A 21,357-nucleotide genomic window follows, 5' to 3' on the forward strand; every position below is an offset into this window, starting at 1 on the left:
ACTACGGTGTGGAAGCCATTGATGCCCTGCTTCCAGGAAAAGCCTCTAAGCTTCAGATTACAAGTCATCGTACCCCAAACCGACACAGGTGGTCGGGTAGAGAATACCAAGGCGCTTGAGAGAACTCGGGTGAAGGAACTAGGCAAAATAGAACCGTAACTTCGGGAGAAGGTTCGCTCTTGATGGTGAAGTCCCTTGCGGATGGAGCTGTCGGGAGTCGCAGTGACCAGATGGCTGGGACTGTTTATCAAAAACACAGCACTCTGCAAACACGAAAGTGGACGTATAGGGTGTGACACCTGCCCGGTGCCGGAAGGTTAATTGATGGGGTTAGCGCAAGCGAAGCTCTTGATCGAAGCCCCGGTAAACGGCGGCCGTAACTATAACGGTCCTAAGGTAGCGAAATTCCTTGTCGGGTAAGTTCCGACCTGCACGAATGGTGTAACCATGGCCATGCTGTCTCCACCCGAGACTCAGTGAAATCGAATTCGCCGTGAAGATGCGGTGTACCCGCGGCTAGACGGAAAGACCCCGTGAACCTTTACTACAGCTTGGCACTGAACATTGAACCTACATGTGTAGGATAGGTGGGAGGCTTTGAAGGCGTGACGCCAGTTGCGCTGGAGCCGTCCTTGAAATACCACCCTTGTATGTTTGATGTTCTAACGCAGGGCCCTGAATCGGGCTCGCGGACAGTGCCTGGTGGGTAGTTTGACTGGGGCGGTCTCCTCCCAAAGAGTAACGGAGGAGCACGAAGGTTGGCTAATCCTGGTCGGACATCAGGAGGTTAGTGCAATGGCATAAGCCAGCTTAACTGCGAGACGGACAGGTCGAGCAGGTACGAAAGTAGGTCATAGTGATCCGGTGGTTCTGAATGGAAGGGCCATCGCTCAACGGATAAAAGGTACTCCGGGGATAACAGGCTGATACCGCCCAAGAGTTCATATCGACGGCGGTGTTTGGCACCTCGATGTCGGCTCATCACATCCTGGGGCTGAAGTCGGTCCCAAGGGTATGGCTGTTCGCCATTTAAAGTGGTACGCGAGCTGGGTTCAGAACGTCGTGAGACAGTTCGGTCCCTATCTGCCGTGGGCGTTGGATGATTGAAGGGAGTTGCTCCTAGTACGAGAGGACCGGAGTGAACGAACCTCTGGTGTTCGGGTTGTCACGCCAGTGGCACTGCCCGGTAGCTAAGTTCGGAATCGATAACCGCTGAAAGCATCTAAGCGGGAAGCGAGCCCTGAGATGAGTCATCCCTGACCCCTTGAGGGTCCTAAAGGGCCGTTGGAGACCACAACGTTGATAGGTGGGGTGTGTAAGCGCGGCGACGTGTTGAGCTAACCCATACTAATTACCCGTGAGGCTTAACCATACAACACCCAAGAAGTGTTCTAAGGCTTGTAGCAAATACGAACGAATTACTTACATCAGCTTTCACAGATTGAAGATTTTGCCTGGCGGCCATAGCGCCGTGGAACCACCTGATCCCATGCCGAACTCAGAAGTGAAACGCGGTAGCGCCGATGGTAGTGTGGCATTCGCCATGCGAGAGTAGGACACTGCCAGGCACTCAATACAAGAAACCCCGCTCAATGAGCGGGGTTTTTTATTGGTTGCAATTCAGTAAGTCACCTGATAATTGCCCCGTTTTATTCCTCTCCCTTCCAATTCCTAGTATTCCCCCGTCGGTTTTACTCATAAAAAACAGCCATGGCAGCGTAAAATAGCGCTTTATTTCATCGGAGATAGCCCATGTTTTGTCCAAAATGCGGCGGTCAAACCCTGCAGAGTGTCAGCCTCAAAGAGTTTCGCTGTGGCTGCGGTTTTCATTTTTTCCAGAATGTGGCGACGGCTGTGATGGTGGCGCTTTGCTGGCAGGATGAGGTGCTGGTTGCGGTGCGTGCCGGCAATCCGGGCAAGGGGTTGCTGGATCTGCCGGGAGGATTTGTCGATCCCGGCGAGTCGCTGGAGGTGGCGCTGGTGCGCGAGTTGCAGGAGGAGCTGGGGCTAGATGTTAGCGCCCAACCTTTTACCTATCTCGGTTCCTTCCCCAATATCTACCCCTACGATGGCATCACCTATCACACCTGTGACACCTTCTTTGCCATCATGCTGAGCGAAAAACCGGTCATCCAGCCAGCTGACGATGTGGCCGCCTGTCAGTGGCTGAAGATCCGCGATACCCCCTTGTCCCGCTTTGCTTTCGAATCGACGCGCACCGCGATGGCGCGGCTGCAGCAATCCCCTTTGCAAGCCTGATCCCTGCTGATGATGATGGGGATTGGCAGCGACCATCCCTGTCTCATCCTTGTCCGCTTTTGTCCCGCAGACGCCATTCGTCAGACGGTGAGTGGTATAGTCTGCAGTGGATCCGGATTCAAGGAGCATATCGTGAAGAAGATAGTTCTCATCTTGCTCGGCATCGCCGTGGCGGCCTTGCTGGCCATAGTGACGTTGATAAGCCTTATCGACCCCAATCAATTCAAGCCCCAACTGGCTGAACAGGTGCGCAAGAGCACGGGCCGGGAACTGGTGATGGCGGGGGAGATTGACTGGCGTTTCTGGCCGAGTCTCGGCCTCTCGCTGGAGAAGGTGGCTCTGCGCAATCCGGCCGGTTTTGCCGAGCCGGATCTGGTTCGTTTCGAACAGGGCGAGGCCTCGGTGGCCCTGTTGCCGCTGCTCTCACATCGTCTGGAGATTGGCAAGGTGACCCTGAGTGGCGCCCATCTCTTTATCCAGACCAAGGCGGATGGCAGCTCCAATCTGAGCGGACTGATCAAAGATGCCACTGCTGATGCAAGCGAACCTGTCGTCCCCGCAACCCCTGCGCCAACCGCTGATAGCAAGCCCTGGCAGATCAGCTTGCAGGGTGTCGCGCTCTCCCAGGCCAGTGCGCTGGTACAGGATGATCGCTGCGGCACGTCGCTGCGACTGGATCGCCTCGATCTCGATATGGGGCAGCTGGCCACCGGTCAGTGGGTACCCGTGACGCTGGCCGCCAAGGGGAGTGCCGACAAGCTCGCTTTCGATGTTAAAGGGCAGACCCAGATCAAGCTGGCGCAGGAGGTGATGGCCAGTGAACTGAAAGACTTAAGCCTCACTGGCAGCCTGAGTGACCCGGCCCTGCGACTCGACAGTTTCTCCATCAAGGGAGACCGACTGGCCTTGGGTGAGTGGAGCAACCTCACGTTGGCGCTGAAGGGTGCCAAGGTAGAGGGGCAGCAAGCTTCACTGGCTGGCTCGCTGGAAGGGACACTCAAGGGACGGCTCGATAAAGAGATGAAGCTGGCCGAGCTCTCCGATGTGCTGATGACGGCAGCGCTGGAAGGTAATGCGCTGCCGCGCCCGCAGATGAAGCTGAAACTGGCCGGGTTTGCCCGTGCCGAGCTCGACAAGCAGTTGATTACCCTGAGCAAGCTGGTGATGAGTGCCGATGAAGCGCTACTGAGTGGTGATGGAACCGTGCAGCTTGGCGCTGTTCCCGCAATCAGCTTCGATCTCAAGGGGGAGAAGCTGGATCTCGACAAATGGCTCGCCAAATCGGTACCGACCACACCAGCGCAGGCGAAAGAGGACAAACCGGCGACCGGTGTTGCCAACACCGCTGCAAGTGGCAATAAAGCGGCAACCGGCAAGAGCGAAGCTCTCTCCACGGTCGAACCGGATCTGGGGGCGCTCAAAGGGATGGATCTGGATGGTCGGCTGCAACTCGGCAGCCTGCGTCTGAAAGGGCTGGATCTCGGTGCTGTCGATTTGCAGGTGGCTCTGGCAAAAGGGCTGATGACGCTCAAACAGTTCAGCGCGACCGTGGCTGACGGTCAGGTAAGCGCGAACGGGGTACTCGACGCGCGCCAGCAGCCCGCCACCTACAAGGTGCACAAGCAGGTGGCCGGAGTGAATATTCGCCCCTTGTTGCAGACTCTGGCTCAGAGTGATCTGCTGGAGGGCAAGGGCGATCTCGATGTGCAGGTGCAGGGGCGTGGTCTCTCTCCTCTGGCACTGCGCAACGGAATGCAGGGCAAGGTGACCTTGAAACTGAGCGACGGTGCCCTGCATGGCATCAACCTGCCGGAGATGATCCGCGAGGCGCGAGCCACCCTCACCGGCAAGGGGGCCGAGCAGGTGAAGGAGGCGCGCAAGACCGACTTCAGCGCCCTCACCGCCAGCTTCCAGATTGCCGACGGCATCGCCCGCAGCAACGACATCCAGCTCTTTGCCCCGGCCTTGCGGGTCAAGGGCGAGGGGCAGACGGCGCTGGTGCCGGAGAGCCTCGACTTCCTGTTCCTCACCTCCATCGTCGAGAGCAGCAAGGGGCAGGGAGGCAAGGATGTGGATGAGCTCAAAGAGATCACCATTCCGGTGCGGATCGGCGGCCACTGGCAGGCACCCAGCTACCAGCTCGATGTGAAGGCGCTGCTCAGCAACAACAAGCTGCTGGAGGATAAGGCGCGTAAGGAGGCCGAACGCGGCCTCAAGAAGCTGCTGGGTGACAAGGCCGACAACGATGCCGTCAAAGGGGTGGCTGACCAGCTGCTCAAAGGACTGTTCAAATAGGTGACGGTTCACATGGCTGGCGGGAGCCGCGCCAATGCCGTTAGCGGTTGACCGGATGTCAGCGCCATTGAAAAATGGCGCTGACATTTTTTTATGGCGCAGTGATCTGCTGTGTCTTCATCCGGAGTCATCTCGAGTTGAACCCATGCGCCTGATCCTGCTGCTCTGTTCCCTGCTCTGCTACGGCATGACGTATCCCGTGCTGGCCGGGCCGCTGGCGGATCGTCTGGCGGGCGAGCTGGCCAAGCAGACTCCAGAACAGGCGCTGCCTCTTGACGAGGTGCAGCGGCTCGACCGGCGCTTGATTGCTCCCGACACCCTCTATCCCGCCTGGCAGCGCTATCCACTGCGCCAGTTGCAGGCCATCTATCGCTATCAACAGGAATGCGGGACAGAGAATGACTTGCCCGCCGAGTGGCTGCCGCTGCTGCGGGCGCTTTGCGGCCAAAGGGCTACGCCCTCGGCCCGCTGGTTTGCCGCTCACCCCATCTATCCGTTGGGTGGCTCCAGCGCTGCCCGCTGGCTGGCAGGTCATCCGGCGGCCGGGCTCGACGCTCTGCTCCATGTGCGGGAGCGGCGCGACCGGTTGGGGCAGCTAGGCGAGCTCGGCGATGACAACCTCGATGCCCTGCTGCGGGGCGGGCGCTGGCTGCTGCAATCGGGCCAGCTCTGGCTGCTTGCCGATGGGCAGTGGCGTCGCTATGGTGCCGGGCAGTGGCAACCGCTGGCCGAGCGGCTTGGCGTGATGCTGGATAGTCGTACCGCTGGTACTTGTGAAGAGCGAGTCGGAGCGGTCTGCTTCAGTACTCGCCCCACGCTTGGCTGGCAGTGGCTGGCGCTGGCCAGCTCTCTTGGTTTTATCCTGCTGCTGGGGTGGGCCAGCTGGCAGCGCTGGCGCCTGCTGCGGGAGCGGCGTGTCGCATTGCAGATGCTGACCCACGAGCTGCGTACCCCTATCATGGCGCTCTCCGGCATCAGCGAGGAGCTGCGCCACGATTTCGACCGGCTGCCCCCTTCCGCCCAGCAGAGCGTGGGGCAACTGCTGGGCAGTGTCGCCCGCCTGCATCAGCTGGCGCAGGCCAGTCGCCACTATCTGGCGGCAGAGACTCTCGAGGATGAGCGGGTGGCGGTCAGTCTCACCGAGTGGCTCACCCTGGCTTGCGAGCGGCATGGCGCTACCTTCTGCCTTGAGCGGGAGATGACTCTGGCGCTCCCCTTCTACTGGCTCGATTTCGCCCTCGACAACCTGCTGCGCAATGCCAGCCAGCATGGCCGCGCACCGGTTCGGATCTGTGCCAGCTGGCAGGCGGGGCGTTTGATCCTCGCGGTCAGCGATGGCGGCGAGCTGCCAAATTACCGGCTCGCCACCTTGCTGCACCGCGGTGCCCGTGCCGAGGGTTTGGGGCTGGGGCTTGCCATCGTGCGCCATCTGCTGCGCCGTCTTGGCGGGCGCCTCACCCTATCCTGCCCGCCCACCACCTTTACCCTGACGCTGCCCTGCCAACTCTGGAGCGACCCCGAATCATGAAGACCATCCTGCTTGTCGAAGACGAGGCGCTGCTGGCGGAGAACCTGCAACGCTATCTGACCCGCGAGGGATATCGCTGCCTCTGGTGCGACACTCTGGCTGCGGCGGAGCAGCAGTGGCTGGCGGCGGATCTGGTGCTGCTGGATCGCACCATGCCGGAGGGGGATGCCCTCGACTGGTTGCCCCAGTGGCTGGCGCGCAAGGCGCTGCCGGTGATCGTGCTCACCGCAAGGGTGGAGGTGAGCGATCGGGTGGCCGGGCTCGATGCGGGGGCGCGCGACTACCTGACCAAACCCTTCTCCCACGACGAGTTGCTGGCGCGGATCCGGGCCCAGTTGCGTCAGCTGGGGGATGGCACTCAGGCGGTGGGCGGCTTGCAGCTCCACCCCGCCCGGATGCAGGCGAGCTGGCAGGATGCGGAGGTGAGCTTTACCCCCACCGAGTTTGCCCTGCTCACCCTGCTGGTGCGGATGGCGGGGCGGGTGCTGAGCCGGGAGGAGATCCTCAATCGGGTGTGGGGCTATCAGGCGTTCCCCTCCACCCGCACCGTCGATACCCATATTCTGCAACTGCGCCAGAAGCTGCCCGGGCTGGCCATCGAGACGGTGCGCGGCATAGGCTACCGGCTGGAGGTGGCACAGTGAAGCACACAAGGCTGGCTGGGCTGCTGTTGGTTCTAAGCGTCGGCTTGCTGAACGCAAGCTGCGTGATGGCAACCGATCGCCTCCTGGAAACCGAGCGCGCCGACCCGCTGCAACCGGCCACTCTGGCCTTGCTGCAGGAGGATAACCGGCACGCCTGGCAAGCTTTGCAGCAGGCATGGCCTGCGCTCAACAGCGAAGCCGAGCGCCGTAGCTGGCAGGGGATGCTGGCCGCGCTGAGTGCCCAGCACTGCGGTAAGGATTTCCCGCTCACTCTGCCTGATGGGGTGAGCGAGCTGCGCCTTGAGCTAATCCAGCGCGATGCGCCACTGTTGCGGGATTATCGGGTGCAGTTGACCGGGGAGGGGCCCATCACCGCCGCTGAACTTATCGATCCCGCTGGCCGTGACCGACTGGCTGGTGCCCAGTGGGAGGCGGAAGAGAACTCCGGAGTCAGGGTTGTCGGGGCCGATCTACCGACGCCTTTGCCAGCCGGGCTCTATCAGCTGCGGCTGACGGTGGCGGGCAAGGAGTGGCAGGTGGCACTGCCGCTGCCTGCGGTGCAGGATCTGGACTGGCTCTCCCGCACGCCGCAAGCGGTGGCCAATCCCCCCGTCAATCCCGCTTCCTGTACGCTGCTCTGGCTCGATCAGGCGGTGCTGGCCCGCCCGCAATACTCCCTGCTCTGGTGGCACCGCATTGCGCCCGATGAGCCGGTGAACTGGCCTGCCGCCACGCCCGATAGCTGGAGCACCCTCTCGCTGGTGCAGACCAGCCAGCGCGGTCAGCTGGTGTTGCAGCTGAGTCACAGTCAGGCTGGGCCGGTGGACTAGTGGTCGTCGTGATGGTCAGGTCACCGCAATCCTGACATTGGCCTGACAATCGCAGGCGGCCAATCTGCTGAAATGGCGGCTCCCGTTTTTATCAGGAATCACCGACCATGACTTTTCTTCCCGTGCTAACGAGCCGGATCCGCCCGCTGCTGCTGTTGGCGCCGCTGTTCTCCCTGCCTGCCGAGGCATTGGCTCTGGCCAACGATCAGTGGCGCATCGAGCTGGATCCCGCCACCCTGGCGGCCGAGGCTATCCTACCCTCGGGCCAGCACCTTGCCATCTCCTCTCCCGGCCCGCGTCAGCCGGTCACCGCCTTGCAGCAGGAGGGGGAGCGTGTCAGCTGGCTGACTCGTGCCGATGGCGAGGTGCGTGCCTTGGCTCGCCTTGAGGGTAACCGTCTGATCCTTACCCTCAGCCGTGCGAGTGCAGGCGACCTGGTGTGGCCGCGGGTGCCGGCAGGGGCGCAGGCGCTGATGCTGCCGATCCACGAGGGTTTTCGCATCCCGGTTGATCATCCCGAGTGGCGCAAGGCACTGGCGCAGGAGTATCAGGGGATCAACACCACCGAAAATCTTACCCTGCCGCTGGTCGGGCTGGATTACGGTGATCAGCAACTGGCGATTCTCTTTGCCAACCCCTTCAACAACCGGCTCACCTTTGCGCCCAAGAAAGATGGTATTGCCCTGACGGCGACCCATAGCGTCAATCGCCTCAATCTTGCTGCTCCCTATGAGGTGGCGGTGTCGCTGCAACCGGGCAACGACTGGCTGGCGGCGGCCAAGGCCTATCGCAGCTGGCTGCAGGAGCAGGGTGAGCTGGTCTCGCTCGAGAGCAAGCTGGCGGCAGTACCGGATGGCAAGCGGCTGATCGGCGCCTCTCACCTCTATCTCTGGGGCGAGCGACTGCTGGTGCCACAGGATGTGAAGAGCTGGCCCGCGCTGCGCCGCCTGATCCCCGCCGACTGGCTTAAGGGGGAGAGCAAAACGGCGCTGCAAGCGCCCGATCTCGAGCGCAACCGCTATCTGCAAAATCTGGTGCTGGCCGGAGTTGAGCAGGCGCTGGCGCAGCGCCATCCGGGTCGGCAACCGGCCGATTTCAAATCCCGGCGTGCGCTGGCCGCCACGCAATTAGGCGCTGCGCTCAACGAGCCGCAGAGTTGGGGTGATGGCAGCTCAGCCAAGATGATCGCTACTCTCAAGCAGGCTGGACTACCCAGACTCTGGCTGGGGCTGCCCCAGTGGACCGCCGGTTTTGCTGCCCCAGAGGGGATTGAATTTGCCAAACAGGCGGGCTATCTCATCGCACCTTACGACTCCTACGATACCGCGCTGCCGGAGGGGAATCGCCAGCAGAGCTGGCTCACCGCCCAGATGGGGCAGGATATCTATCTGCGCTGCGGCATCATGCAGGAGAACGGCCGGCGCAAGAGCGGCTTTCAAAACAGCGGCGTTTACACCAATCAGGCCTGCGTGCGCCCGGTGATGGAACAGCGCGTACCCTGGTTGCAGCAGGCGAGCCACTACAACAGCTGGTTCCTCGATGTGGCGGCGACCGGCATGGTGTTTGACGACTTCGACCCGGCCAAGCCGACCAGCCAGGCGCAGGATGCGCAAAACCGGATGGCCGGGATGGCGTGGATTGCCAGGAGTCAGGGGGGGCTGGTGGGCTCCGAGGAGGGCGGCGCGGTTGCCAACCGCACTGCGGCCTTTGCCCACGGCCCTCAGACCAGCGGCTTTGGCTGGCAGGATCCCGATATGCGCAGCAACAAGCGCTCTCCCTACTATCTGGGAGCCTGGTATCCCGACTATCAGCCTGCGTTCTTCTTTCGCCAGAGCCACCTAAAACCTGAGTATCAGGGGCTCTACTTTGATCCGGCGCTGCGGTTGCCGCTGTTCCAGAGCGTCTTTCACGACAGCATAGTGACTACCCATCACTGGACGATGGACAGCCTCAAATTCAGGGAGAGCCGTCAGGTAACCGAGCTGTTGCAGCAGCTCTACAACGTGCCGCCGCTGCTCAACCTCAGTCTGGATAGTGCCAGCGTGCGCATTCCCTATCTCAAGGGGCTCGATGCCTTCTTCCGCCCGCTGCATGAGCGGCTCTACAACCGGTCCCTCACCGGTTTTCGCTGGCTCGATAAAAGAGGCGTGGTGCAGCAGAGCGAGTTTGCCGATGGCACTCGACTGATTGCCAACTTCGGCCCGGCCACCGAGCTGGCAGGGATCAAACTGGCCGCTCAAAGCGTGCTGGCGCTGCTGCCCGATGGCAGCCAGCAGCAGTTTGTCTCGCAATCAGATGGAGCGCGTTGAAGTTGGAGCTGGTTGGTTTAGGTACTATCGTGGCGGGTAGCGATCGTGAAACTGATAGTGGAATAACAAGGATGCTCAATGAACAAACATGTGTTGATCACCGGGGGCAGTAGAGGAATTGGTGCTGCCACCGCCCGTTATCTGGCGGGGCAGGGATATAACCTTTGTATTAACTATCGGTGTGACCGGCAGGCCGCCGATGCGTTGGTGGCAGAGATTAAGGCTAACTTTGCTGTCTCCTGCATAGCCGTGCAGGCGGATATCAGCATCGAGGCTGAGGTGGTACATCTGTTTGAAGAGATGGACGAGCGACTCGGGGTGATCACTCATCTGGTGAACAATGCAGGGCTCTTGCAACCACAGATGAAAGTGATGGAGATGAGCGCTGAGCGCATCAACAAGACTTTGACCACCAATGTGACCGGCTATTTTCTTTGCTGTCGTGAGGCTGTACGGCGTATGGCTGTGGGCAGTGCCATCGTCAACGTCTCCTCGGCCGCTGCCCGTTTGGGCTCGGCAGGTGAGTATGTAGATTATGCCGCTTCCAAGGGAGCGATCGATGTGCTGACCAAGGGGTTATCGTTGGAGGTCGCGGCAAAGGGAATACGAGTCAATAGTGTGCGTCCCGGCTTTATCTATACCGAAATGCATGCCGACGGTGGTGAGCCAGACCGTGTCGACAGGGTAAAGGATCTGATCCCCTTGCAACGGGGCGGCCAACCAGCCGAGGTGGCGGCCGCTATTGCGTGGTTGTTATCGGACGAAGCCTCCTACGCTACCGGCACCTTCATCGATCTTGCCGGTGGACGCTAGAGCTTGATGCTACCGCTTATATCTGGATAAAGAAGGGGGCGCCCAAGCGCCCCTTTCTCGTTGAACCTGCTGTGGTTTATCTCACTCCCCCAGCAGCTTGTGCCAGACGGCGAGCACATGGCTGCGCTCACTCTGCAGCTGATCGTCGCTCACCTTGCGGGAGATCTCCGAGAGGTTGAGGCGATGGCCGAGGTTGCGGATCTCCAGATAGGCCTGCTTCAGCCCCTCCGCCTGCTCCAGGGTCAGCACCCCCGCCATCACGCACTCATCGAAGATACGCACGTTATCGGACCAGCGGGTGAGGGCATCGGGCTCGCCGCAGGCGTGGGCCAGCACCAGATACTGGGCGATAAACTCGATATCCACCATGCCGCCGGGGGACTGCTTGAGGTCGAACTCGCCGGCACCGGCTTTGAGCAGGTGATCCCGCATCTTGTGGCGCATCTCGCGCACCTCGCGGACCAGAGTTGGTAGCTCCCGTTCCCTGGCCAGCACATCGCGGCGGATGCGGGCAAACTCGGCAACGATGGCGTCATCGCCATAGATGGGGCGGGCCCGCACCAGCGCCTGATGTTCCCAGGTCCACGCCTCGTTTTGCTGGTACTGCTCATAGGCCGACAGTGACGAGACCAGCAGGCCGGAGTCGCCGGAGGGGCGCAGCCGCATATCGATCTCGTAGAGAATGCCGGATGGGGTGCGGGTGCTGAACAGGTGCAGGATCCGCTGGGCTAGGCGCAGGTAGAACTGGCGGCTGTCGATGGGCTTGCGCCCGTCGGTGTAGCTGTTGGGGTCGCCGCCGTGCAGGAACACCAGATCGAGATCCGAGCCGTAACCGAGCTCGATGCCGCCGAGCTTGCCGTAGGCCACTACCGCAAAGCCGCGCTGACCGCTCACCGCCACCTCGGGCGGTACCCCGTAGCGCTCGCTCATCTGGGCCCATGCCTGATTGACCACCTCCTCGGTGATCGCCTCCGCCAGCCAGGTGAGGTGGTCGCTCACCTTCATCAGCGGCAGGGCGCCGGCGATGTCGGCCGCCACGATGCGCAGCAGCTGCACCTGCTTGAACTGGCGCAGCGCCTCCATCTGCTGCTCCACGTCCTCCTCCGGGATGCGCAGCAGGAACTGGCGCAGCTGGGGTTTGTACTGATCGAGCGGGGTGGGGTGGTAGAGGTGCTGGGGATCGAGCAGTTCGTCCAGCAAAATGGGGTAGCGGGCCAGCTGCTCGCTCACCAGATGGCTGGCGTCGCACAGCCGCACCAGCTGGCGCAGGGCGCCCGGGTTCTCCGCCAGCAGTTGCAGATAGGCGCTGCGGGTGAAGATGCGGGTCAGCAGCTCACAGACCCGCTCGAACAGGCGGGCTGGTTGCTCACTGGCCACTACCAGTCGCAGCAGCTCCGGCATCAGCCAGTCCAGCGCGATGCGCCCCTGCGGGCCCACCTGACGGCGCTTGTACTCCTCCTTGAAACGCAGCAGGGCGGTGCAGAGCGGGGCGGGCTCGGCCACCCCCTGTGCGGTCAGCAGTTTTTCCAGCTCGGCGGCGTCGAGCTCGGTGCGCCACAGATCGAGCCAGAGCTGCTCCAGATGGGCGGGAGCCTCCTTCTCTTCCCCCACCACGGCGGCGAACTCCTGATGGACGGCAGCCATCTCCTCATCGAGATGAGCCATAAAGGCGCCCCAGTCGGCAAAACCGAGGGCGGCGATCAGCCGCTGGCGATCCCGCTCTTCGGTGGGCAGGGTCTGGGTCTGCTGATCGCCGATCTCCTGCAATATGTTCTCGACCCGGCGCAGGAAGCGATAGGCATCCAGCAAGCGATCGCAATGAGCAGATTCGAGGGCGCCACATTGGGCGATGGCGGCCAGCGCTTCGGGCAGGTGACGCACCCGCAGCGCAGGTTCACGACCGCCGCGAATAAGCTGCAGCGCCTGGGCGATAAACTCCACCTCGCGAATACCGCCAGCCCCCAGCTTGATGTTGCCCTCCAGTCCCTTGCGGCGCACCTCGGCGGCGATCATCGCCTTCATCTGGCGCAGGCCGTCGATAACGCCAAAGTCGATATAGCGGCGAAACACGAAGGGGCGCAGCATCTCGGCCAGCTCCATTGCGTGCTCGCATTGGGGGCCCAGCACCCGCGCCTTGACCATGGCGTAGCGCTCCCAGTTGCGACCGTGATGCTGGTAGTAATCCTCCATGGCGGCGAAGGAGATGGCGAGCGGCCCCGCATCGCCAAAGGGGCGTAAGCGCATATCGACCCGGAACACCTGACCATCCTGGGTGGGCTGGTGGAGGGCGTTGATGATGCGCTGCCCGAGTTTGATGAAGAATTGCTGGTTGGCCAGCTCGCGTCGTCCACCGACCGTGTAGCCGTTCTCCGGGAAGGTGAAGATAAGGTCGATATCCGAGGAGAAGTTAAGCTCGCCACCCCCCAGCTTGCCCATGCCGAGGATAAGCAGCGGTTGCGGGTTGCCGTTGCCATCCATCGGGGTGCCCAGCTCGCTGCACTGTTTGGCGTAGAGCCAGTCGCGGGCGGAGCAGATCAGGGCATCCGCCAGTTTGGTGAGGTGGATAAAGCTCTCTTCCACTTCGGCGTGGCCCAGCAGCTCGCGCCAGGCGATCACCAGCATGCGGCTGCGGCGGAACTGGCGCAGGATGCGCTTGAGCGTCTCTTCATCACTTACCTCGGCCAGTAGGGCGGTCAGATCGTGCTGGTAAGCGGGCCAGCGTTCGGCCTGATCCAGATCCCCAGAGGCGAGCAGTTCGGTCAGCAACTCGGGCTGTTTGAAGAGGGAGTCGGCGACAAAATCGGAGAGGCCAAGCAGGGTCAGCAGGGGCTGGCGAACGGGCTCGGGCTGGTTGCCATAGTCGGGGGCTAGCTCGACCAGTCGCTGCCATTGGCGCTCGGCCTGTTCTTGCAGCAGGGGGGAGAGGGCGGAGAAAGAGGGAGAGTGCTGGGCCACGGTTGCCGTCCTTGTGATTAACGAAACTGCCGGATAGAAAGCTGGTTGCCAATCTAGCACTGTCAGGCTCCCGCGTCACAGCGCAGGGGCGAGAAGCATGATCCAGAAAGGAAAATGGGTTGCTGGTGGGGATATGAAGAAAGGCCCCGCAGGGCCTTGCTGTCTATGCGCTGTGGTCACGCCAGCTTGAAGGACTGGATCTGGCTGTCGAGCTCCTTGCTGTGCTGCTCGACCAGCTCGGAGGCCTCTTGCAGCTCGCGCAGCACCACGACGGAGCCTTCGGCGATCTGCTTGACCTGCTCCAGATTGCCGCGCATCTCTTCGGCGACCGAGCTCTGTTGCTCGGAGGCGGCGGCGATGTGGCGGTTCATGTCGGCCACGCCCTGTACCCGCTGCACTATGGTGGCGAGCTGGGTACCGGCCTGGGTCACCTGTTCCACCCCCTTGTCGGCCTGCTGTACGCTTTGGGCCATCAGCTCGCCAGCCTGATGGGCATTGCCCTGCAGCTGTTCGATCATCTTCTGGATCTCGACGGTGGCGGCCTGAGCCCGGTTGGCCAGCTCGCGCACTTCGGAGGCCACCACGGCAAAGCCACGACCCGCTTCACCGGCGCGAGCCGCTTCGATGGCCGCGTTAAGTGCCAGCAGGTTGGTCTGTTCCGAGATGCCGCGAATGGTGTCGACCACCGAGCCAATGCGCTCGACTCCCTGCTCCACCTCGTTGACCACGGTGGCGGAGCGCTGGATGTTGCCGGAGAGGGTGTCTATGGTGCTGACGGTGTCGGCGACGCAGCGGCTCCCCTCTTCCGCCAGCTGGCTGGTTTCGGCGGTGGCATGAGAGGCCTGATCCGCATGGGCGGCCACTTCGCGAATGGCGCCGACCATCTGGCTCATGGCGCTGGCCAGCTGTTCGATCTGGGTGAACTCTTCGTTGATCGCTTCGTTGGCCTCTTCCATGCAAAGGGTCACCTGGGAGGCGATGTCGTTGAGCTCCTTGCAGGCAGCGCGCTGGTTGCCAAACACCTCTTTGAGATTCTCTTGCGAGTGGGAGACCGCCTTGGCGATGTCACCGAATTCGTCACGAGACTTGAGCAGTACCTTGTGGCTGAGGTCCCGCTTGGCGAAGCGTTCCAGCAGGCCCACCAGATAGTGCACCTGCTTGACCATCAGGCGGGAGCCGGTGAGCAGCAGGATCACGAACAGCAGCCCCATGATGGCGGTCTCCATCAGACCGGTCCAGAGCAGGCGATTGGAGATCGCATCCGCCTTGGCGGGATCGAGCCCTTCGCTGAGCAGGGTCGCTTCCAGATTGTTGGCGTCAAACCAGAGTTTTGTCAGTAGCAGGAGGGTACTGAACACCATCAGCAGCACCACTTTGGGTACCAACCGGATGTTGCTCATTCTTTTCTCCAGCAGGTTCAGCTGCATTGTCATTCTCCTTTTAAAAGCCGTTTTTTCCTTTGCCCTCAGGACTATCGGCATTATCTTCTCTTTTATTAATTTGCACTGTGCTTAAAGTTGGAAAATGTATGCGACATCACTTAACTCATCTGCGGGCGATGGATCTGCTGATGGCATTTCTGTCGATTATCTCGGTTGTGCTGGTGACGGCCCGCTGGTGGGGCCATGAGAGCCTGACACCACAGACCCTGCAGCTCTTCTATGACCTCGACAGTCTGATCTGCTACTTCTTCCTCGCGCACTTTGCTTATGGCTGGATCCGGGCCTCCGATCGCAAGGCCTATTTCAAGGCCAACTGGATCTATCTGCCGGGAAGCCTGCCGATGGCGGAGCAGTTGCGCTGGGCGCGGTTGATCCAGCTGTGGCGGGTCTATCAGCTGTTCAAGGAGCACCCGGATCTCTGGGCTATGTTCCGTCGCGAGCGCAACGAGACCACCCTCTCCGGCATCCTGTTTCTGTTCTTCCTGCTGCTGGGGGTGGGCTCCGGCGTCATGTACTGGATTGAGTCAGGCCAGCCCGGCAGCCAGATTGAGACACCCTATGACGCGTTCTGGTGGACTCTGGTGACCCTCTCGACAGTGGGTTACGGGGATCTGGTGCCCAAGACCGAGGAGGGGCGGTTTGTCGCCAGCTTGCTGATCCTGTTCGGGGTCGGTCTGTTCGGTGCCATCAGCGGTTTCATGGCCAGCCTGTTTTTGCAGCCCAACAAGGGGGATGGCGAGACCGACAAGTGGCGTCATCACTACAACAATCAGCAAGAGGAGCTGCTGCGGGAGATCCGCGCCCTGCGCAGCGAGGTGCAGGAGCTGAAAAACAAGTGAGACCGCAGACGGGCAAGTTGCGAGGTGACTCGCAACTCTGCGCGTATTATCCCGGGGGAGGTGCTTTTTCTTTGCTTGTCCTTTAACCTGCTGGCGGCTTAACATTCAACCTCTTGTCCAAACCTGAAAAAGAGAACCGATCGACCATGCGCGCCCTTCTCGGGATTTTGATCTGCTTGTGTGCCCAACAGGCACTGGCCGATACCCGTTATGTTTCAGACAACATCTTTACCTATATCCACAATGGCCCGGGTACCCAGTACCGGATCCTTGGCAGCGTCAAGGCTGGTGAACCGCTGGAGGTAAAGGCGGTGAACAGCGAGGCCGGTTTCACCCAGGTGGTGGACGGTCGTGGCCGCGAGGGGTGGATCAAGAACAGCGAACTGCAGAGCCAGATCAGCCTGCGCGAGCGTCTGCCCCAGGTGGAAAAAGAGCGCGATGAGCTTAAAGATCGCCTGCAGAACCTCAACGGTGACAACGAGAAACGCTTCACCGAGAAGGATGGCCAGATCGCTGCCCAGAGCAAGGAGATCGCCGCCCTCAAGGCTCAGCTGGTCAGTCAGGGTGAGGAGATGAGCAATCTCAAAGAGCAGAATGATGCCCTGACCCAGAGCTACGACAACCAGGAGCACGACATGCAGATGGACTGGTTTATCCGTGGTGGTGCCATGGTGGGGGCCGGTATTCTGCTTGGCATCCTGCTGCCGATGCTGCCCCGTCGTCGCAGCCGCGGCGATCGCTGGATGAACTGACAGCATCTGGCTGAATGAATTGCTGAGAAGGGTCGCCGTGGCGGCCCTTCTTTTTTGGGCGCAATGGGGACATCCGCTATTGGGCGGAATGCGTGACTGCTTTGCGACAGGGTGGGTGGTGGCAGATCGTATACAAAATGAAGTCAGATGACCCTCACGCTTGCTGGCGTATTGGCTTCAAAAGGGAATTCATGGGGGGAATGAGCGATCTTTGTTAAAGAGTGGCAACAAATTCATTTCATATAGGGTGCAACATTGTATACATTATCGGCGTTTCGGCGGCGTGTCCGCCTTTGTCGATATCAGCCCTAGGGCGTACAGGAAGACCCCATATGTTCAAAGCTACTCAAGTGCTTGCCGCTGACTATATCCCCTCTGATCTGGCCGCCCTGCGCGAAGCCATCACCCAGAACTACGTGGTGGATGAAAATGCCTATCTGGCCGAACTGTCGGCCATGTTGCCGGGGGATGGCGCCTCGCTGGAGCAGGTGACCCAGCGTGCCCGTACTCTGGTGACCAAGGTGCGCAAGGAGAGCGGCTCCGGTGACGGTATCGACGCCTTCCTGCAGGAGTACAGCCTCGATACCCAGGAGGGGATCATCCTGATGTGTCTGGCCGAGGCGCTGCTGCGCATTCCCGATGCCGAGACCGCCGATGCCCTGATCAAGGACAAGCTCTCCGGCGCCAACTGGTCCTCCCATTTCCGCAAGAGCGACTCCACTCTGGTCAACGCCTCCACCTGGGGGCTGATGCTGACCGGCAAGATTATCAAGCTCGACAAAAAGCTCGACGGCAACCCGGCCAACCTGCTGGGGCGGATGGTCAACAAGCTGGGCGAGCCGGTGGTGCGATCCGCCATGTATGCCGCCATGAAGATCATGGGCAAGCAGTTCGTGCTGGGGCGCGACATGAAGGAGGCGCTCAAGGCGAGCCGCAAATCCCGCGAGCTGGGTTACACCCACACCTACGACATGCTGGGTGAGTCGGCGCTGACCATGCAGGATGCCGACAAGTATCTGACCGATTATCGCAACGCCATCGAGGCGGTGGGCAACGAGCGGATCAGCGACGGTGGCCCGGCCCCCTCCATTTCCATCAAACTCTCGGCGCTCCATCCGCGCTATGACGTGGCCAACCGCGAACGGGTGCTTGGCGAGATGTGTGAGCGGCTGGTGGGGCTGGTGCGTCTGGCCCGCGACAAGGATGTGGCCATCAGCATCGACGCCGAGGAGATGGACAGACTCGAGCTGTCGCTGGATCTGTTCGAGCAGCTCTATCGCTCCGACGCCAACCGTGGTTGGGGCAAACTCGGCATGGTGGTGCAGGCCTACTCCAAGCGCGCCCTGCCGGTACTCTGCTGGCTCACCGCACTGGCTCGCGAGCAGGGTGATCTCATTCCGGTGCGACTGGTAAAAGGCGCCTACTGGGACAGCGAACTGAAATATGCCCAGCAGGCGGGCCTGCCCGGCTATCCGCTGTTTACCCGCAAGGCGGGCACCGATATCTCCTACCTCGCCTGCGCCCGCTACCTGCTGAGCGAGCCGACTCGCGGCTTTATCGCACCCCAGTTCGCCACCCACAACGCCAATACCGTGGTCAGCATTCTGGAGATGGCTGGCGATCGCCAGTTTGAATTCCAGCGCCTGCACGGCATGGGGGAGGAGCTGCACAACGCCGTGCTGAACGACAATCCCGGCCTGTACTGCCGCATCTATGCGCCGGTCGGCGCCCACAAGGATCTGCTGCCCTATCTGGTGCGCCGCCTGCTGGAGAACGGGGCCAACACCTCCTTCGTTCACAAGCTGGTGGACCCCAACACCCCGGTGGATTCACTGGCCGAGCATCCGCTGCGCACCCTCAAGCGCTACTCCGGCTTTGCCAACGACCGCATTCCGCAGCCGGTGAACCTCTTCACCGACCGCAAGAATTCCAGCGGCGTCAATATGAACATCCTCTCCATCCAGCGCCCCTTCTTCGCCCGCTTGAAAGAGCTGGAGAGCAAGCAGTGGCTGGCGGGCCCCATCGTCGATGGCGAGACCCTCAAGCGTAGCGAGGCACGCACCGTGCTGAGCCCGCAGGATGTGAGCCTCACCGTCGGCAAGATCCACTGGGCCGACGAGCAGGCGGTGGAGCAGGCCTTGGCATCGGCCCACGCTGCCTTCCCGCGCTGGCGCGAAACCCCGGTGAGCGAGCGTGCCGCCGCGTTGGAGAAGCTGGCGGATCTGCTGGAAGCGAACCGCGAGCAGTTTGTCTCCCTCTGTACCCGCGAGGCGGGCAAGCTGCTGCAAGATGGCATCGACGAGGTGCGTGAAGCGGTGGATTTCTGCCGCTACTACGCGGTGCAGGCCCGCAGCCTGATGGGGCAGGCGACCCTGCTGCCCGGCTACACCGGCGAGCAGAACGAGCTGTTCCTGCAGGGGCGCGGCGTCTTTGTCTGCATCAGCCCGTGGAACTTCCCGTTGGCGATTTTCCTCGGCCAAATCGCAGCTGCGCTGGCCACCGGCAACACCGTCATCGCCAAACCAGCGGAGCAGACCGGCCTTATCGCACATCTGGCGGTGACGCTGGCCCATCAGGCCGGTATTCCGGGCGACGTACTGCAATTGTTGCCCGGTGACGGTGCTACCGTGGGGGCCAAGTTGACAGCGGATCCGCGCATCGGCGGCGTCTGCTTCACCGGCTCCACCGAGACCGCCAAGCTCATCAACATGACTCTGGCCCAGCGCGATGGCGCCATCCTGCCGCTCATCGCCGAAACTGGCGGCCAAAACGCCATGATCGTCGACTCCACCGCCCTGCCGGAGCAGGTGGTGCGTGACGTGGTGAGCGCCGCCTTCCAGAGCGCTGGTCAGCGCTGCTCGGCCCTGCGGGTTCTCTACCTGCAGGAGGAGATCGCAGAGCGGGTGCTGGAGATCCTCACCGGCGCCATGCAGGAGCTCAAAGTGGGCAACCCGGCTGAGCACAACACCGATGTCGGCCCGGTCATCGACGCCGATGCCAAGGCGGGGCTGGATGCCCATTTGGCCCGGATGATCCCGCGAGCTCGCCTGATTGCCCAGGCGCCGATGCCCGCCGCGACCATGGAAGGGCACTTTGTCCAGCCGACCGCGCTGGAGATCGACTCCATCCGCGAGCTGGCCAAGGAGCAGTTCGGCCCCATCCTGCACGTGGTGCGCTACGCCACCCGGGATCTGGACAAGGTGATCAGCGATATCAACGGCACCGGCTACGGCCTGACGCTGGGGATCCACAGCCGCAACGAATCCCACGCCGAGGAGCTGGCGAGCCGCATCAACGTGGGCAACGTCTACATCAACCGCAACCAGATCGGCGCCATGGTCGGGGTGCAGCCGTTCGGCGGCCAGGGGCTCTCCGGCACCGGCCCCAAGGCGGGTGGCCCCCACTATCTCGGGCGGTTTGTTACCGAGAAGACCCGTACCATCAACACCACGGCGGTGGGGGGCAACGCCTCCCTGCTGGCGATGGGCGATGCCTGATCCGCGTCGATAGAGGCCGGATACGGGATACCGGATACCGGATAACAACGGGCCGCCTTCGGGCGGCATCTTTATTTGCACCATCCGTTTTTTACGAATGGGACAATCGGCCACGGTGGGGTCGTCAGCGACCTGTGCTGGTCGTAAGATGGGAGCCATTCGCGCGGCGTTTGCCCCTTGCTCGGCCAGCCGTGGTCAGGGTTCTGTTTAACTGGACTTTGTGTAAGTGGACTTAAGTGAGAGTGTTTATCTGATGTCATTAACCGAACAAGCCCGCTGGTTCGTGCTGGGGGGCGATCATCTGGTACTGCTCGATCAGCAGGGAGAGGTGCCACAAGGAAGTAAAGCGTGCCTGCCCACAGCGCTGGCTGACGCCCATTTCGAGCGTTTCGACGAGTGGCAGGGGCTGCCCTGCTATCTGCTGGATCTGGCGGCTGAGGCCGACACGACTATGATGGCCCCCCTGCGCCAGTTGATGGTAGCGGGGGATGAAGAGGGGTTTCGTCTCGCGGGCCGAGCCTGGCAGCTTGTTACCTTCCGCCGCACCCACCGTTTCTGCGGCGAGTGCGGCGCCCCCATGACCCCGAAGGTGGGGGAGTGGGCACAGGTGTGCCACCTCGGCCACACGGCCTATCCGCGTATCTCCCCCTGCATTATCGTGGCGGTGCGCAAGGGGCCGGAGATCCTCTTGGCGGCCCATCGCCGTCACTATCAGGCGGACGATCCCATGTATACCGTGCTGGCTGGCTTTGTGGAGGCGGGGGAGAATCTCGAGCAGTGCGTGGCACGGGAGGTGTTCGAGGAGAGCGGCGTCCGGGTGCGCAATGTGCGCTATGTGGCGAGCCAGCCCTGGCCCTTCCCCCACAGCCTGATGATGGGCTTTACCGCCGACTACGAGAGCGGCGAAATCCGGGTGCAGGATGACGAACTGGTGGCTGCCGCTTTCTTTACCGCCGACCGCTTGCCGCGTTTGCCGCCCCACGGCACCATCGCCCGGCGGCTGATCGAGCGTTCGCTGGCGGGCGAGGGGTAACGAAGCGCTTATCTTTTCGCCAATCTTTTTGCACTTCATTTTAAAAACGGGGCGCTCTGGTTTGCGCCCCTTCACATCTTTGCAACCGCGCGCCCATTTGCCACGTTTTGGGCAGTCCGCTCCGGTGGGCAAAGTGGTATTATGGCCGCCATTTTATGCGT

Annotated in this window: 13 protein-coding genes and 2 rRNA genes (1 of these 15 cut by a window edge); 13 read left to right on the forward strand and 2 right to left on the reverse strand. The window is 61.7% G+C overall.

Annotation, left to right across the window (positions count from 1 at the left end; genetic code table 11):
- The 9 genes from I6L41_RS20560 to I6L41_RS20600 all read left to right on the forward strand — a co-directional run.
- Positions 1-1,372: ribosomal RNA gene (locus tag I6L41_RS20560) — 23S ribosomal RNA — on the forward strand (it extends 1,518 nt beyond the left edge of the window).
- Positions 1,373-1,453: 81 nt separating this feature from the next.
- Positions 1,454-1,568, forward strand: a 5S ribosomal RNA gene (rrf, locus tag I6L41_RS20565).
- 184 nt (positions 1,569-1,752) lie between these two features.
- Positions 1,753-2,259, forward strand: a complete 507-nt coding sequence (locus tag I6L41_RS20570; protein ID WP_216961035.1) for an NUDIX domain-containing protein — start codon at positions 1,753-1,755, stop codon at positions 2,257-2,259.
- A gap of 132 nt (positions 2,260-2,391) precedes the next feature.
- Positions 2,392-4,554: an AsmA family protein gene (locus I6L41_RS20575; protein WP_216961038.1), complete on the forward strand. Its 2,163-nt coding sequence runs from the start codon at positions 2,392-2,394 to the stop codon at positions 4,552-4,554.
- A gap of 145 nt (positions 4,555-4,699) precedes the next feature.
- Positions 4,700-6,082 carry a DUF3404 domain-containing protein gene (locus I6L41_RS20580; protein ID WP_216961041.1) on the forward strand — a complete coding sequence of 461 codons (1,383 nt, stop codon included), beginning with the start codon at positions 4,700-4,702 and terminating at the stop codon, positions 6,080-6,082.
- Complete coding sequence (locus I6L41_RS20585; RefSeq protein WP_216961044.1) at positions 6,079-6,726, forward strand: response regulator transcription factor; 648 nt, start codon at positions 6,079-6,081, stop codon at positions 6,724-6,726. The genes I6L41_RS20580 and I6L41_RS20585 overlap by 4 nt, the downstream gene beginning before the upstream one ends.
- Positions 6,723-7,556, forward strand: a complete 834-nt coding sequence (locus I6L41_RS20590) for a DUF2861 family protein (RefSeq protein ID WP_216961047.1) — start codon at positions 6,723-6,725, stop codon at positions 7,554-7,556. Before I6L41_RS20585 ends, I6L41_RS20590 begins: the two co-directional genes overlap by 4 nt.
- A gap of 107 nt (positions 7,557-7,663) precedes the next feature.
- Positions 7,664-9,865, forward strand: coding sequence for a glycoside hydrolase (locus I6L41_RS20595; RefSeq protein ID WP_216961051.1), 2,202 nt, complete (start codon positions 7,664-7,666; stop codon positions 9,863-9,865).
- A 78-nt stretch (positions 9,866-9,943) separates the two neighbouring features.
- Entirely contained in the window at positions 9,944-10,678 is a 735-nt protein-coding gene (locus tag I6L41_RS20600) for an SDR family oxidoreductase (RefSeq protein ID WP_149152269.1), read from the forward strand.
- Between the two features lie 81 nt (positions 10,679-10,759).
- On the opposite strand, the gene glnE is transcribed toward I6L41_RS20600, so the two are convergent.
- Both glnE and I6L41_RS20610 read right to left on the reverse strand, forming a co-directional pair.
- The gene (gene glnE / locus I6L41_RS20605; RefSeq protein ID WP_216961054.1) at positions 10,760-13,633 is read right to left on the reverse strand and encodes a bifunctional [glutamate--ammonia ligase]-adenylyl-L-tyrosine phosphorylase/[glutamate--ammonia-ligase] adenylyltransferase; all 2,874 of its coding nucleotides are present in this window, start codon (positions 13,631-13,633) and stop codon (positions 10,760-10,762) included.
- Positions 13,634-13,809: 176 nt separating this feature from the next.
- Positions 13,810-15,060: a methyl-accepting chemotaxis protein gene (locus I6L41_RS20610; RefSeq protein WP_005362726.1), complete on the reverse strand. Its 1,251-nt coding sequence runs from the start codon at positions 15,058-15,060 to the stop codon at positions 13,810-13,812.
- Positions 15,061-15,161: 101 nt separating this feature from the next.
- On the opposite strand from I6L41_RS20610, the gene I6L41_RS20615 reads away from it, so the two are divergent.
- The 4 genes from I6L41_RS20615 (at position 15,162) to nudC (ending at position 21,196) form a co-directional block, all read left to right on the forward strand.
- Positions 15,162-15,914, forward strand: a complete 753-nt coding sequence (locus I6L41_RS20615) for a potassium channel family protein (protein ID WP_005354446.1) — start codon at positions 15,162-15,164, stop codon at positions 15,912-15,914.
- A gap of 146 nt (positions 15,915-16,060) precedes the next feature.
- Positions 16,061-16,666, forward strand: coding sequence for a TIGR04211 family SH3 domain-containing protein (locus tag I6L41_RS20620; RefSeq protein ID WP_005335443.1), 606 nt, complete (start codon positions 16,061-16,063; stop codon positions 16,664-16,666).
- Positions 16,667-16,998: 332 nt separating this feature from the next.
- Positions 16,999-20,163 (forward strand): bifunctional proline dehydrogenase/L-glutamate gamma-semialdehyde dehydrogenase PutA, encoded by a 3,165-nt coding sequence (gene putA / locus I6L41_RS20625; protein ID WP_158114197.1) that lies wholly within the window; start codon positions 16,999-17,001, stop codon positions 20,161-20,163.
- Positions 20,164-20,416: 253 nt separating this feature from the next.
- The gene (gene nudC / locus I6L41_RS20630) at positions 20,417-21,196 is read left to right on the forward strand and encodes an NAD(+) diphosphatase (protein WP_216961057.1); all 780 of its coding nucleotides are present in this window, start codon (positions 20,417-20,419) and stop codon (positions 21,194-21,196) included.
- Positions 21,197-21,357: the final 161 nt, after the last annotated feature.

Source organism: Aeromonas sp. FDAARGOS 1411 (assembly GCF_019047125.1).
Lineage (GTDB): Bacteria > Pseudomonadota > Gammaproteobacteria > Enterobacterales > Aeromonadaceae > Aeromonas > Aeromonas veronii.

Excerpts from the sequence above, each read along its gene's own strand:
- I6L41_RS20570 (WP_216961035.1), top strand. The coding sequence starts at position 1,753 with ATGTTTTGTCCAAAATGCGGCGGTCAAACCCTGCAGAGTGTCAGCCTC.
- I6L41_RS20580 (WP_216961041.1), top strand. The coding sequence starts at position 4,700 with ATGCGCCTGATCCTGCTGCTCTGTTCCCTGCTCTGCTACGGCATGACG.
- I6L41_RS20585 (WP_216961044.1), top strand. The coding sequence starts at position 6,079 with ATGAAGACCATCCTGCTTGTCGAAGACGAGGCGCTGCTGGCGGAGAAC.
- I6L41_RS20595 (WP_216961051.1), top strand. The coding sequence starts at position 7,664 with ATGACTTTTCTTCCCGTGCTAACGAGCCGGATCCGCCCGCTGCTGCTG.
- I6L41_RS20600 (WP_149152269.1), top strand. The coding sequence starts at position 9,944 with ATGAACAAACATGTGTTGATCACCGGGGGCAGTAGAGGAATTGGTGCT.
- I6L41_RS20610 (WP_005362726.1), bottom strand. The coding sequence starts at position 15,060 with ATGCAGCTGAACCTGCTGGAGAAAAGAATGAGCAACATCCGGTTGGTA.
- I6L41_RS20615 (WP_005354446.1), top strand. The coding sequence starts at position 15,162 with ATGCGACATCACTTAACTCATCTGCGGGCGATGGATCTGCTGATGGCA.
- I6L41_RS20620 (WP_005335443.1), top strand. The coding sequence starts at position 16,061 with ATGCGCGCCCTTCTCGGGATTTTGATCTGCTTGTGTGCCCAACAGGCA.
- putA (WP_158114197.1), top strand. The coding sequence starts at position 16,999 with ATGTTCAAAGCTACTCAAGTGCTTGCCGCTGACTATATCCCCTCTGAT.
- nudC (WP_216961057.1), top strand. The coding sequence starts at position 20,417 with ATGTCATTAACCGAACAAGCCCGCTGGTTCGTGCTGGGGGGCGATCAT.